At 41.2% G+C, this 13,758-nt stretch carries 12 protein-coding genes; 9 read left to right on the forward strand and 3 right to left on the reverse strand.

Annotation, left to right across the window (positions count from 1 at the left end; all coding sequences use genetic code 11):
* Nucleotides 1-17: 17 nt before the first annotated feature.
* Nucleotides 18-767, reverse strand: a complete 750-nt coding sequence (locus tag BUA96_RS04085) for a TerB family tellurite resistance protein (protein ID WP_072980716.1) — start codon at nucleotides 765-767, stop codon at nucleotides 18-20.
* Nucleotides 768-1,200: 433 nt separating this feature from the next.
* Here BUA96_RS04085 and BUA96_RS04090 point away from each other — a divergent pair, with 433 nt between their 5' ends.
* The 6 genes from BUA96_RS04090 (at nucleotide 1,201) to BUA96_RS04115 (ending at nucleotide 5,633) form a co-directional block, all read left to right on the forward strand.
* Nucleotides 1,201-1,614, forward strand: a complete 414-nt coding sequence (locus BUA96_RS04090; protein WP_072980718.1) for a BrxA/BrxB family bacilliredoxin — start codon at nucleotides 1,201-1,203, stop codon at nucleotides 1,612-1,614.
* A 126-nt stretch (nucleotides 1,615-1,740) separates the two neighbouring features.
* Nucleotides 1,741-3,531, forward strand: a complete 1,791-nt coding sequence (locus tag BUA96_RS04095) for a chloride channel protein (protein ID WP_072980721.1) — start codon at nucleotides 1,741-1,743, stop codon at nucleotides 3,529-3,531.
* A 3-nt stretch (nucleotides 3,532-3,534) separates the two neighbouring features.
* On the forward strand, nucleotides 3,535-4,194 hold the full coding sequence (locus BUA96_RS04100) for a hypothetical protein (protein ID WP_072980723.1): 660 nt from the start codon (nucleotides 3,535-3,537) through the stop codon (nucleotides 4,192-4,194).
* A 16-nt stretch (nucleotides 4,195-4,210) separates the two neighbouring features.
* The gene (locus tag BUA96_RS04105; protein WP_072980725.1) at nucleotides 4,211-4,483 is read left to right on the forward strand and encodes a hypothetical protein; all 273 of its coding nucleotides are present in this window, start codon (nucleotides 4,211-4,213) and stop codon (nucleotides 4,481-4,483) included.
* Nucleotides 4,484-4,573: 90 nt separating this feature from the next.
* On the forward strand, nucleotides 4,574-4,765 hold the full coding sequence (locus BUA96_RS04110) for a cold-shock protein (RefSeq protein WP_009781881.1): 192 nt from the start codon (nucleotides 4,574-4,576) through the stop codon (nucleotides 4,763-4,765).
* A gap of 100 nt (nucleotides 4,766-4,865) precedes the next feature.
* Nucleotides 4,866-5,633 carry an amidohydrolase gene (locus tag BUA96_RS04115; protein ID WP_072980727.1) on the forward strand — a complete coding sequence of 256 codons (768 nt, stop codon included), beginning with the start codon at nucleotides 4,866-4,868 and terminating at the stop codon, nucleotides 5,631-5,633.
* 24 nt (nucleotides 5,634-5,657) lie between these two features.
* Here the strand turns inward: BUA96_RS04115 and BUA96_RS04120 are convergent, their stop codons facing one another.
* A complete protein-coding gene (locus tag BUA96_RS04120) occupies nucleotides 5,658-7,277 on the reverse strand; it encodes an Ig-like domain-containing domain (protein ID WP_072980729.1) in 1,620 nt (539 codons plus the stop codon).
* Nucleotides 7,278-7,368: 91 nt separating this feature from the next.
* The gene (locus BUA96_RS04125; protein WP_072980731.1) at nucleotides 7,369-8,046 is read right to left on the reverse strand and encodes a ComF family protein; all 678 of its coding nucleotides are present in this window, start codon (nucleotides 8,044-8,046) and stop codon (nucleotides 7,369-7,371) included.
* 53 nt (nucleotides 8,047-8,099) lie between these two features.
* Here BUA96_RS04125 and BUA96_RS04130 point away from each other — a divergent pair, with 53 nt between their 5' ends.
* From BUA96_RS04130 to BUA96_RS04140, 3 genes are all read left to right on the forward strand, one after another.
* On the forward strand, nucleotides 8,100-8,981 hold the full coding sequence (locus tag BUA96_RS04130) for a hypothetical protein (RefSeq protein ID WP_072980733.1): 882 nt from the start codon (nucleotides 8,100-8,102) through the stop codon (nucleotides 8,979-8,981).
* Between the two features lie 117 nt (nucleotides 8,982-9,098).
* Complete coding sequence (locus tag BUA96_RS04135; protein ID WP_072980735.1) at nucleotides 9,099-10,634, forward strand: glycine--tRNA ligase; 1,536 nt, start codon at nucleotides 9,099-9,101, stop codon at nucleotides 10,632-10,634.
* A 101-nt stretch (nucleotides 10,635-10,735) separates the two neighbouring features.
* Nucleotides 10,736-13,753: a GEVED domain-containing protein gene (locus tag BUA96_RS04140; RefSeq protein ID WP_072980738.1), complete on the forward strand. Its 3,018-nt coding sequence runs from the start codon at nucleotides 10,736-10,738 to the stop codon at nucleotides 13,751-13,753.
* Nucleotides 13,754-13,758: the final 5 nt, after the last annotated feature.

Raw genomic sequence — 13,758 nt, forward strand, 5'->3', positions numbered from 1 at the left:
TTAACTTCTAGCAAATACTACATCCCGCGCTCTTTTTGAATGGTTTCATACGCGTCCTGCACATTTCTAAACTTTTCTTCTGCTCCGGCGCGATAGGCTTCATCCATATGCTGTAGTTTATCTGGATGGTATTTTTTTGCCATATCGCGATAAGCTTTCTTTACTTCTGCATCTGTTGCAGATTTATCAATCTCTAATATTTTATACGCACTATCAGAATTTTTAAAGAACATCGCTTTAAGTCCTTCAAACTCATTGCGGCTTAATCCTAAATACCCCGCAATACTTGAGATTTTATTCACCTCTGCGGTAGAAACGTTTCCGTCTGCCTGAGCGATCCCAAATAAAAAGTGAACAATTTGTAATCGAACTTCTCTACGTGTACGCTGTACCAAATACGCACAAATACGCTGCGCATTTACCTCACGCTTTTTCACCACCTCATTAAAGGTTCTGAAAGTCGCATTGGCGCGCTCTTTACCATAAGCTTGCACAAAATACTGGCGCACATAATCCATCTCCCGCTGACTCACTTGCCCATCTGCTTTGATCACTATAGAGCAAAGCGAAAGTAAATTCAGCTCAAAATCTCCCGGAGTTACAGTCTGCTGCCCACCACTAAACGGCGAGCGACTTCTGCCCGAAGCTTGACTGTCACTTTTATTGAAAAACAAATTATCTATGAGCATCCCAATCACATAGCCTGCAACCGCACCTAGAAATCCTCGGTAAGCAAAGCCTATGATGGCTCCTATCCATCGTATCATTTAATCTTTTTTATTCGGTTTTGGTTTATCTGCTTGTTGCAAACAACCCTCCTACTTTTTAATTACTAGCCAACCCGATGATCATCGGGACAGAGTTTTATACCTTTTGGCAGTGTTTATAAACCCGTGCAAAAATAAAGCCTTTGCTACAGGTAGGTCGCAAATATGACAAATTGTTACTCGCAGTGATAGGATTGTATGTCACGTATTTGGTCAAGATGCGCTATAGACTTTAAACGTATGCGCAAAGGATTGAGGCCTTGTGGAGCTCGTTTGCAATGAGCAACATTGCAAACAGCGACGGCCGAAAGCCTGAATTTGCCCCTAGGCAAAGATGCGCCCAAATAAAAAAGCAGATGCTCAACGTAGGGTTTACAACTTATGCCCGACTATTATTTTATATCTTTGTAAACCAAAAATTAAAAAAGAACTTATGTATCCAGCAGAATTAGTAAAACCTATGCGTGAAGACCTTACTTCTGTAGGTTTCACAGAATTACATACAACAGACGATGTACAGGCAGCTATGAAAAAAGAAGGAACCACGCTTGTTGTGGTAAATTCAGTATGTGGTTGTGCAGCGGCAAATGCCAGACCGGGAGCGCGTATGGCTTTACAAAATGCAAAAACTCCAGATAATTTATACACTGTTTTTGCCGGTGTTGATCGCGAAGCAACAGAGCTTGCACGTAATTTTATGGTGCCGTTTCCTCCTTCTTCACCTTCAATGGCATTATTTAAAGATGGTGAATTAGTACATATGTTAGAGCGTCATCATATTGAAGGGCGTCCTGCAGAACTTATTGCAGATAATCTTGTAGATGCTTTTAACGAGTATTGCCAGTAACGCAAGCTTGCTAAAATATTGAAACCCTGCCTCTTTGGCGGGGTTTTCTGTTTTATATAATTAATTTCTAATTATACTATATTTTGATTTATACACCTTACTTTTGCGGCAATAAATCGAGTGATAATGCCTGGTAAAAAACCTCTTTTACATCGCTTTCACGCCTGGCGCTACAAGCATATTTCTAAGACCACATTTATCTATTTTTTAAGTGTGATCACAGGGCTTCTTGCCGGTCTGGGAGCTGTTTTGATCAAGAACTTTACTCACGTAATTCAAAATCTTCTTGAAGGAAAGCTCGTTGAGAATTACAGGTATGGGTTTTACTTTTTGTTCCCGATTATAGGTCTTGCTCTTACGGTACTTATCGTAAAATTTATCATTAGAAATCCGCTGAGTCACGGGGTTCCTATGACACTGCGCGCTATCGCAAAGCGAAAAGGTTTATTACGCAATTATCAGGTTTACGCTTCTTTAATTACCGCACCGATCACCGTAGGTTTTGGAGGATCTGTAGGGTTAGAGAGCCCCACAGTGGTTACCGGTGCAGGAATTAGTTCGTACCTCTCCCGCATCTTTCATATGGATCAAGCGCACCGCAATTTACTGTTAGGCTGTGCGGCAGCGGGTGCTATGTCTTGTATTTTTAAGGCACCCATTGCAGCGATCATATTTGCGGTAGAAGTCTTTAGTCTAGACCTTACTTTGTTATCGCTGATGCCGTTACTTTTGGCATCACTTTCGGCGATCTTAACCTCTTATTTCTTTTTTGGTTCAGATACTATTTTACCTTTTGAGCTTAAGGACGCCTTTACTATAGCAGATTTTCCATACTATATGGTTCTGGGCGTAGTTGCAGGATTGACTTCGGTGTATTTTAGTAAAGCCTATTTTGCGACTCAAAAGTTCTACAGCAGGTGGACCTCAGCTACCACCAGACTCATCATTGCAGGCGCTTCGCTAGGTGTGCTTCTGTTTTTTATTCCTCCGTTGTATGGTGAAGGTTTTGACATTATCAACCAGCTGCTTGAGGGCAACACGATAAGTGCTCTGGGTGAAACTTTTTTTAGTGATTATCTTGAAAACATTTGGGTGGTAATCGCACTGCTTGCAGGCCTAGTGCTTTTTAAAGTGATCGCTTCTGCCATAACCTTTGCCGGTGGTGGAATAGGGGGTATTTTTGCTCCAGTTCTTTTTATGGGCAGCGTGATGGGCAATTGCATTGCCAAAGTCATCAACAACTTGGGCATTAACGGTGTTCATATTTCAGAAAGTAACTTTACACTTGTGGGAATGACCGGTTTACTTGCGGGAGTACTTCACGCACCACTTACTGCAATTTTCCTTATTGCAGAGATTACAGGCGGTTACGGGCTTTTTATTCCGCTGATGATCACTGCGGCCATCGCCTATGGAATTAATAAATACTTTTTGCCGCATTCGGTTTACGGGATGGAACTTGCCGTAAAAGGCGAACTCATCACACACGATAAAGATCAGGCGGTGCTTACCTTACTCAATGTTGATCAAATCATTGAGTCTAATTTTATTCGGGTTAAACCGAATATGACTTTAGGCGAAATGGTAAAATGTGCAGTTGCTAAATCTACCCGAAATTTATTTCCAGTGGTGAACGAAGAAGACGAACTCGTAGGCGTAATCACCCTTGATGATATCAGAGAAATTATGTTTGATGCGTCGCTGTATGACACGACAAAAGTGGGCAGCTTAATGCACGCCGCTCCTGAATATATTTACCTAGAATCTGATCCTGCAAAAGAAGTGATGCGCAAGTTTCAGGACAGTGGCGCGTGGAATTTACCCGTGATCAAAGACGGAAAATACCACGGCTTCATTTCAAAATCAAAACTCCTTACCGCTTATAGACGTATGCTGGTGAGCTTTTCAAGAAAGTAAGCCATGTTCAAACAAAAGTACGTTATCATTATATGCTGCGTTTTTTGTTTTTCGGCATACGCTCAAGATATCAGTCCGTCAGTTTTTGCCAAACTCAACGGCTTTAGAAACAAGAGTTTTAAAGAAAATGGATTTTATGATATTCAGCTAGGCTTTGTTTTATTCTCAGACTTTTGGATCGCTCCTAAACTGGCTTTTAAGCATAACATTGGGGCGCTAAACGATGCTTCGGTTTTTACGGAAACTACAGAAGAACAGCTACGCACCAATTACACAGGTAATCTTGTAAGCGTAGGAACTAAAATCAGGCTCTCAAAGCCTGAAGACGTTTGGCTCTTCTTTTGGCCCGAATATAGCTTTGGAAACTTTAAGTATACCAGTTCGTATTTTAAAACTGAAAATAACCCCGCACGATTGCAGCTGCAAGAATCAGTTAATTATAAGAACCAACAGGATTACTTTGATTTTGCGTTAGGTCTTGAAGGTTATCTTGACTTTGATCAGCGTTTTTTAATTTCGGCATACTTGGTTTATACGACTTTAGACTTACGTCAAGATTTTGATCAACTTTCATTTACGCAAACCGGGCGACGCCCCATTCCTGAAAAGAACAGCAGCTTAGGAATAGGTGTAAGTCTTGAATATCATTTCAGTAAAAAATAAATTATCCCTAAGTACTATGCGCAACGCGATTATCATACTTTTTTGCATTCTTTGTTTAACCTTAGGTTACGGCTTTTATCTCAGATATTTTACTGAAGACACCTTAACGGGTGATCGGTTTTTAGGCCTAACTATTTTGGCCGTTGCCTTTATTTTGATGCCGATGTTTTTATATCACCGTTGGAAAGACCGCAACGTGAAAGATTATATGCTTGATGAAGATAACATAAGGAAGATGAGAGACTTCAATGAAAGTAAAGAATCGCGCAAAAATTCTGAAAATCAATAACTTTTGTAAAAATAAATTTACCTTAAGTTAACTTTTGTGTTGTTTAAACACGTAGCTTTGTATCAATATTAATTTTTTTACAACTTTATAATGAAAGGTACAGTTAAATTTTTCAATGAATCAAAAGGTTACGGATTCATTACTAACGATGACACAGGCAAGGACATCTTTGTACACGCAACCGGTCTTAACGGTGAAGTGTTAGAAGAAGGTGACCAAGTTGAGTACATCGAAGAAGAAGGAAGAAAAGGTATGGTAGCTGCGCAAGTACGCGTACTATAAGCCAAGATATATATAAGTATATTTAAGATTCCAATACCCGCTGCATTGCAGCGGGTATTTTTTTGCCCTAACCTCATCAGCTTTTTTGTACTTTTAAGTTATGCAAGACACCTTAAAAATAGCAGCAATTCAAGCGGATCTCGCTTGGGAGGACCCGGAAACTAATCGTGCGTATTTTGATCAAAAAATAAGCGAGATAGATGGTGTAGACCTCATTGTTCTACCCGAAATGTTTGCAACAGGTTTTAGTATGAATCCTGAAGGCATTGCTGATACCGGCGCTATGGTTGCGTGGATGAAAGCTACTGCAAAAGCTAAACAAGCCGCTCTTGCCGGAAGCTTGATGATTCAAGAACACGACAACTATTACAACCGCTTCTATTTTATTACTCCTGACGGCACCAGCACTACATATGATAAACGCCACACCTTTACCCTTGCGGGTGAACACAAGGTTTACAAACGCGGCGAAAAACCAGTAATCGCTACCTATAAAGGCTTTAAATTTTTATTGCAGGTGTGTTATGACTTACGTTTTCCTGTTTTTGCGCGCAATACATCTAATTATGATGTGATGCTCTATGTAGCCAATTGGCCTAAAAAACGAGTTTTTGCGTGGGATACTTTGCTTAAAGCACGGGCAATAGAAAATATGAGTTACTGTATAGGCGTAAATCGTGTAGGCGTTGATGGCGGCAATTATGAATACAACGGCTATAGCGGAATATACGACAGTCTGGGCGCTACTTTAGCTTTCGCGGAAGCGGAAGAAAAAACTATTTATGCAACCTTAAGCAAAGCCCATTTAGAAGAAACCCGCAATCAACTGAATTTTCTCGCCGATCAGGATGCATTCATATTGAAATAGCAAAATTTTAATGTGACGTGCAGCTTATTCCTGAGTTAGAATAAAAGTATTTTTAGGATACCAGCCCGAGCGTAAATCCAGCAAATCTGGATAGTATAAGACTTCTTCCGGTTGCTTTTGCTCCAAATAATTTCCGGTATCGTATTTACCATTCTCGTTAAGATCTACGATCACACGTGCATAGTATTTTCCGGGTTCAATGCGGTTAAACTGAAATACTGTGGTGCCCGGTACTCCAATTATTTCACGTTTTACATCACCTTTTTCAGTAACTAATTGCACAATGTGTTGTACGTCTGCGGCGCCTTGCAACGTTAAATCATACTCACCATAATCGCCGTAGGCTTTTGTTGAAGCACTAAAATTGAGCGTATCGTTCTTAGATTCGTAGAAATCTGTAAGCGCTTCCGGAAGCATTTGAATGCTGTACGATTCATTTTCTTCCGTTTCAAATTTGAGCGACATCTGCAATTTCTCGGGGAATAATTTCACCTGAAACGCTTCAACCAGTGTTGAGTCCTTTCGGCTGATTCTGATTTTTGAAGTGTCAACCGCCACTACAGGGATGGTTGTGTTGAACAGATAAGGCTCTTCTAAGATCAAGCTGCTGGACACCGATTGAATCTGAAGCGAATCTGGCTTTAAACCGCGCTTTCTGATGTACATCGTATCTAGCAACTGCTTGTTTCCGTAGGTTTCAAAAATCAACGAATCTGTTTCCACCTGAGGCTTGTACCAGTATTGTAACGAATCTTGACCTTTTTTAAGCGTTACCAGACGTTCAAAACCTTCGGGTTTAGCACTGATTAATTTTATGTCTATACTATCTGGATTTCCGGTAAACGGAAACGCAATGCGCTGTGCTGATGCTTGTTTTGGTCTTCCGGTTTCACTTTTTAATTGCTCGTTAAACAAGCGCAAAACATATACGCTATCTGTAGGCACCTCAATAAAACCATCATAAAAAGCGATTTTATCTTTATCTGGCTGAAAGGTATAGTTGTTTGCATCGTCCTTCATCGCTACCAACTTATAACGCCCCTCTTTCACATTGGTAAGTTCAAAAACCACAGTGCTGTCTAAAGTGTTAGTAATGTAGCGCGGCACATCTTTATAAACGATAGAATCAGAATACGTCGAGTCGGCCTCATAAAGCATCACGGTCACATACTCATCTGGTTTTTGCAAGAGCGCATCTCTGATAACCCCGGTTACATTAAGAGAATCTATATAATCCCCGGTAGAAAAAACATATTTAAAAAACGGAAACGCATTACCTTCATTATTGTCTGTAACACTTTCTCCAAAATTAAATTGATAGGTAGTATTTGGCGTAAGCGTATCTGTGATCTGAATATCAATATACCGCGATGCGCTCCCCTGCGGACTCACCTGCGCTTTAGGATCCATCGGAGGAGAAACGATAAGGTTTTTACTTATATCCTTAAGTTTGATATACTCGTCAAAATAGATTCTGATCTCTTTTCGGTCAAAATTTGTGGTGTAATTGGGAGGATCGGCACGCACCAAAACCGGTGGTGTTTCATCTTTGGGCCCTCCTGTAGGAGTACCACGCTTAGCACATTGTACTACAAAAAGCAGTAAAATAGAAACAGAAACGAGCTGTAAAACCTTTTTTGACATAACAGCGCAAAGTAACGATTATTTTTAAAGATGAGACAGCAGTGCTTTTTGATAATCATCAGAAAAGAAGCTGCGTTCTAAAACGAAGAAATCACTGCGCTATTGCCATAACGGCAACGCTCAATTTAATGTCTGGTATTTGCTGCAATGCGAGCGCACAACCTTCGATGGTTCCTCCTGTCGTGATCAGATCATCTACCAGCAAAATATGCTTCCCTTGAAGGCTTGCGGTTTCGGTAACTGCAAAAGAGTCTAAAACTTCGGTTCCTCTAAAAACACGGTTTAAGAATACCTGTGTACGCGTTGCTTTTGTTCGGTATAAAATAGCATCAAGATACGGCTTATTTAAGCAGTGCGCAATCGCTTTGCCAAATCCCGCCACCTGATTATAGCCGCGTTCTCGTAATCGAGATTTATGTAAAGGTACCGGGATGATGCAGTCTATCGCAGTAAATGCAGGAGCTTCAGCAAGCTGACTCCCCAACCAGTTTCCCATAAATGGGCTAAGTTGTTCTTGCCTGCGATATTTTAAATTGTGTATAAGTTGCTGAACCCGTGTTTTCTTATCAAAATAGAACAAAGCCGCCTCAAGGTGAATAGTTGTTCTACCGTATAATAATTTTTGTATAGGGTTGAGCGTTGTAGTATGCAAATGAGTCACAGGCAGGGTGTGCCTGCACGAAGTACAAACAAACGCTTCTCCCTCGCTCAACAGTTCGTCACAGGCGCTGCATTGATCAGGAAAGAAGAGTTTCAGCAAAGACTTCATCTCATTTTGATTAATTATTATAACTTTCGCACTAAGATATCAAAATAGGCTGCATGAGTGCTACTCGCAATAACAATGCTTTAAAGATTCTTATCGGTATACTTTTTCTATTGCTCCTGGGGATGGGTGGCTACACCTACAAATTTTACCACGAGCTAAGCGCCAGTAAAGTGGCACTGTCTGAAGAAAAAGAACTTCTCAAAGAAGAGTTGAGTGACCTGTTAACCAATTACAATTCTGAAATTGAGACGAATAAATTGCTCACTTCAGAATTGAAAGAAGCCCGCTCTCGTATTCAAAACTTACTGTATCGTTTAGAGCAATCAAACAGTACACAAAGTACGCTTCAAAATTACAGACGCGAGCTGGCCATCTTGCGTGACGAGCGTGATGCGTTGCGCAAAAAAGCCGACAGCCTGCTGCTCGAAAACGCCCTATTAGTAACTCAAAAAACCAATGCCGAAGCTGCTTTTGATGAAAGCATTGTAGAACGGGATTCTCTAAAACAGCAAAATGAAGCGCTACAAGAAAACCTCACAAAAGGCGCTCAACTTACGGTTAGCAAATTTAGAACCAGCGGGGTGATCTTGCGCCGCAGTGGAAAAACAGTGCCTAACGACCGCGCAGGACGCATTGATAAAATTGAAATTTGTTACACCATCAACGAGAATGTGCTAGCCGCACCCGGAATTCACGATTTCTACATTCAGGTGATCAACCCCAAAAATAATGTGATGGGCGAGCACGTTTCGCTTGCTTTTGGTGAGAATATTTTGATCTACAGCGCATACCAGCAGATCAATTATCAAAACGAAGAACTACAAAGTTGCGTTTGGATCAACCCGATGGCAGAAGAATTTGACCCCGGAATATACCGTATTAATTTGTTTGAAAATGACCGCTTACTTAGCAATAGTGTAGTTGAGTTAGAATAATTCAGCTTCAAAAATCATCGTATAAAAAACCGCTGCATTGCTGCGGTTTTTTTATTTTTACCTCCTTGTTTCGCAACGGCCAAACAACCAAAATCAAATACAAAAGCAACATACCAAATGGCACAACAGGAAGATCATTTTAAAAAGGTAATATCACACGCAAAAGAATACGGCTACATCTTTGGGAGTAGCGAGATTTATGACGGCTTGAGCGCTGTTTACGACTACGGTCAAAACGGAGCCGAACTCAAAAAAAATATACGTGATTACTGGTGGAAAAGTATGGTGCAAATGCACGATAATATCGTGGGTATCGATGCTTCGATCTTTATGCATCCCACTACGTGGAAGGCTTCCGGGCACGTTGATGCATTTAATGACCCACTTATTGACAATAAGGATTCTAAAAAGCGCTATCGTGCCGATGTATTGATCGAGGATTATGCTGAAAAGCTGAATCAAAAAGCGCTTAAAGAAATAGCAAAAGCAAAAAAACGCTTCGGAGACAAATTTGACGAGCAGGAGTTTGTAACCACAAACCCACGTGTTTTACGCTATCGCAAAGAGCAGGAAACCGTTTTACAACGTATGGCGCGTTCTCTTGAAGCAGAAGATCTTGCTGATGTAAAAGCTTTGATCGAAGAGTTAGGCATCGCAGACCCGGATACCGGTTCAAAAAACTGGACAGACGTGCGTCAATTCAATTTGATGTTTGGGACTAAACTAGGAGCTTCTGCAGAAACTGCGACCGATCTCTACTTAAGACCAGAAACCGCTCAGGGAATTTTTGTAAACTTCCTGAACGTGCAAAAAACCGGAAGAATGAAGATTCCATTTGGGATCGCACAAACTGGTAAAGCCTTTAGAAATGAGATCGTAGCGCGCCAGTTTATCTTTAGAATGCGTGAGTTTGAACAAATGGAAATGCAGTTTTTTGTACGTCCAGGTGACGAACTTAAATGGTACGAGCACTGGAAAGAAACCCGTCTAAAATGGCACTTATCGCTAGGGCTTGGTGAAGAAAATTATCGTTTTCACGATCACGAGAAGCTAGCACATTATGCAAATGCAGCAGCAGATATCGAGTTTGATTTTCCATTTGGCTTTAAAGAATTAGAAGGAATTCACAGCCGTACCGACTTTGACCTTAAAGCACATGAAGAATTCTCAGGTAAAAAGCTTCAGTTCTTTGATCCTGAATTGAATGAAAATTACGTGCCTTATGTGGTGGAAACTTCAATAGGTCTTGACCGTATGTTCTTAGCGGTATTCTCAAAATCTTTAGAAGAAGAAGAATTAGAAAACGGTTCTACCCGTACCGTTTTAAAACTTCCTGCGATTTTAGCGCCTGTAAAAGCTGCGATTCTTCCACTAGTTAAAAAAGATGGATTACCTGAAGTTGCTCAAAAAATCATCGACGATTTAAAATACGACTTCAATGTAACCTATGACGAAAAAGATGCTGTAGGGCGCAGATATCGCCGTCAGGATGCTGCCGGAACGCCATTTTGTATCACTGTAGATCACGATACTTTAGAAGATGAAAGCGTAACCATTCGCGATCGCGACACCATGGAACAAAAGCGTGTAAAAATCAGTGAACTGGCTACAATCTTACACGAAAAGATAGATTTTAAACATTGGGCGCAATAATCACGTCTCATTTTAATAGATAAAAAAGAAGCTCCGCAAGGGGCTTTTTTTGAACCTTATAGGCTAAACTTTCGTACATTTAAAGACCTAATACACTGAAAATGAAACAACGCTACACCTTGAAATTCCATCATACTACTCTTTTAGCTTTTTTTATTGTATTTATTATTAGCAGTTTAGACACTACCGCTTTCGGTCAGGAAAAAGAAAAGCCTACACTTTACGGTAAAATGCGATTTGTGCGCGAAGTTCCAAGCCTTGCTTCACAGCTTAAAAATGGTACGTTCAAGGCCGCTGATAGATCCCACAATCCAGAAGAAATTAACCCGAAGCGACGCCGCGCAAATCAAGTGGTTCCGGGAAAGGGTTTCCCAAAAGATGGTGACCCACTGATTAAGAAACGAGACCACAAAAACAAGTCTGACTCTAAATCCTACATGTTAGAACCCATCAACGTATTTGAAGCTAATGTTTCAAACTTTACGCCTTCTGACCCTACAGGCGCTGCTGGCCCCAACCATTATGTAGCTGCTTGGAATGTAGGTTTTGCAATTTTTGACAAAGACGGAAACGCATTAACCGAAGCCGCCAGTCTGGGAACTCTTTTTGAAGGAAATGAAGCCGGTGATCCAATTGTGTTGTACGACGCACCCGCAGATCGCTTTATCATTACCCAATTTGAAAATGAGGATGAAAGCGATGCAGACAACGACTTTGACAATGGTTTAAACATTGCTATTTGTCAAGGTTCTGACCCTGTAAATGACGGCTGGTATGTTTATACCGCCGGTTTTGAAACCGGTGCTTTCCCTGATTATCCTAAATATTCTGTGTGGCACGATGGCTATTATATTACATCAAATATTGCTATTTCGGGTGGCGATGCGACGGGAGATGCCGTTTTTGTAATGGAGCGTGAAAAAATGCTGCAAGGGTTGAGCGACGCAGGCTTTTTAGGATTTCCGTTACCTACCCTGCAACGAACCGGTTTTTATAGTCCGCAATTTTTCAATGTAAGCACTGCTAACGCTCCAACCACCGGCGGGGCTACTGTTTTGTATTTTCAGGATGACGGCTGGTCTGGAGTTGATGATGATCACTTAAAATTATGGACGGTGGACGTCGACTGGGACACACCGGAAAATTCAAGCATTTCTCAACCTGAAATTCTTACCGTAAGCGATTTTGACGGTGTTTTTGACGGCGGAAGTTTTTCTAACTTACCTCAGCCTGCAGGCGCAGAGATCGATGCGATGCAAGGGACCGTGATGAATCAGGCACAGTTTAGAAAGTTTGACGATCACAATTCGGCTATTTTCAATTTTGTGGTCAATGTTGCCCCTCTTGGCGAAGAACAAGCCGGAATTCGCTGGTATGAACTACGGCAAACAGGCGATGGCCAACCGTGGACGATTTATCAGGAAGGCACTTATGTTTCTCCTACCGGAAACAACGCCTTTGGTGCTAGTATGGCAATGGATGGCGCCGGCAGCATTGCAATGGGTTATACCACCGTAAGTGCAGACCTGCCGGTTACCTTAAACTTTACCGGAAGATATACCAATGATCCATTAGGTGAAATGTCTGTCCCTGAAGCATTTTTAGCGAGCAGTACAGGCGTAAGCACTTCAGAGCGTTATGCAGATTATACACATCTGACGATTGACCCGGCTGATGATGAAACCTTCTGGTTTATTTCAGAATATTTTAATCCGCAGCGCACCGATATTGTAAGTGTTTTTAAATTAGCGCCAGACAATGCTAATGACGTTCAGGTTATTGCTATTGATAGTCCACAAGATGGTGCGCTCTCTGCCACCGAAAGCATTAGCATAACCATTAGAAACGCCGGGAATACCACGCAAACCAGTATTCCGGTAAGTTACACTGTAGATGGCGTAACGGTTGAAGAAACCTACACAGGATCACTTGCTTTTAACGAAACGGCAAGCTACACCTTTACACAAACCGCAGATCTATCTACCATTGGTGCAGATTATACCATTGAAGCGTCTACCAACCTTGAAAATGATGAAGATACCAGCAACGACACCATGTCGATTACTGTAAAAAATCTTTGGCAAAATGATGTTGGTGTGGCTTCTATAGACACTCCTGAATCTGACTCAGGTTTAGGCGCTGCAATCGCAATCTCGGTTACGGTAACTAATTACGGGCAGGATGCTCAGAGCAATTTCCCCGTATATTATCAATTGAATGATGGCGAGCAGGTTACAGAAACTTTTGATCGAAGCATCGCGGCACAGACTTCAGAAACATTTACCTTCAGCACCACAGAAGATTTTTCGGCAATTGGTACTTATGAGATTACCGCCGGTACCGCTTTAGAAACCGATAGCGATACTTCAAACGACATCGCTTCGGTAACGGTTACCAATGATTATTGTCAACCCGTCTCTAATTGTAGTGGTTTTGGCGATGGTGTGACATTATTTACACTTGAAGGTACTTTGGTAACACCTCCTTGCTCAAGTACGGGATATAGTGCAAATCTTGAAACTACTTTTAACTTAAATGTTCAAAAAGACTCCCATATGGGAACTTTACAAATGGGCTATCAAAATTCTGGTTACGTAATCTTTATTGATTTTAATAACAATGGTGGCTTTGAAGCTTCTGAACTGGTTTCTAGCGGTACGGTTGAGACAGCAGATACTGATGCAGTTTTTACTATAGACTTACCTGAAGGTGTTGAGCTGGGAACATATAGAATGCGCATTCGCGGAAAAGACAACAATGAAGAAGGTGATCTCAATGATCCCTGTGGCGAACTCGCGTATGGTCGTACCAATGATTATAGCGTGCGTATTTTTAATAGCCTTTCGGTTGAAGAGAATATTTTTCCAGAGAGCGAACTCGTAATTCTTGAGCCGGAACAAAATCATTTTCAGATCTCTTTAAGCACCGAAGAAACCACCGAAAAAATGGCAGTAAGCGTTTATTCTATTCTTGGTCAAAAATTAGCCGAAAACTGGATCGAAAATGAATACGGCAGCTATGTTTATGATTTAGATATGTCTTACGCCTCAAGTGGAGTTTATATCGTTCGTATTGGTAACAGAACCGGCGGACAATCAAAAAAAATCATCGTTAAGTAAGGTTT

The organism is Leeuwenhoekiella palythoae, from assembly GCF_900130045.1.
Taxonomy (GTDB): Bacteria; Bacteroidota; Bacteroidia; order Flavobacteriales; family Flavobacteriaceae; genus Leeuwenhoekiella; species Leeuwenhoekiella palythoae.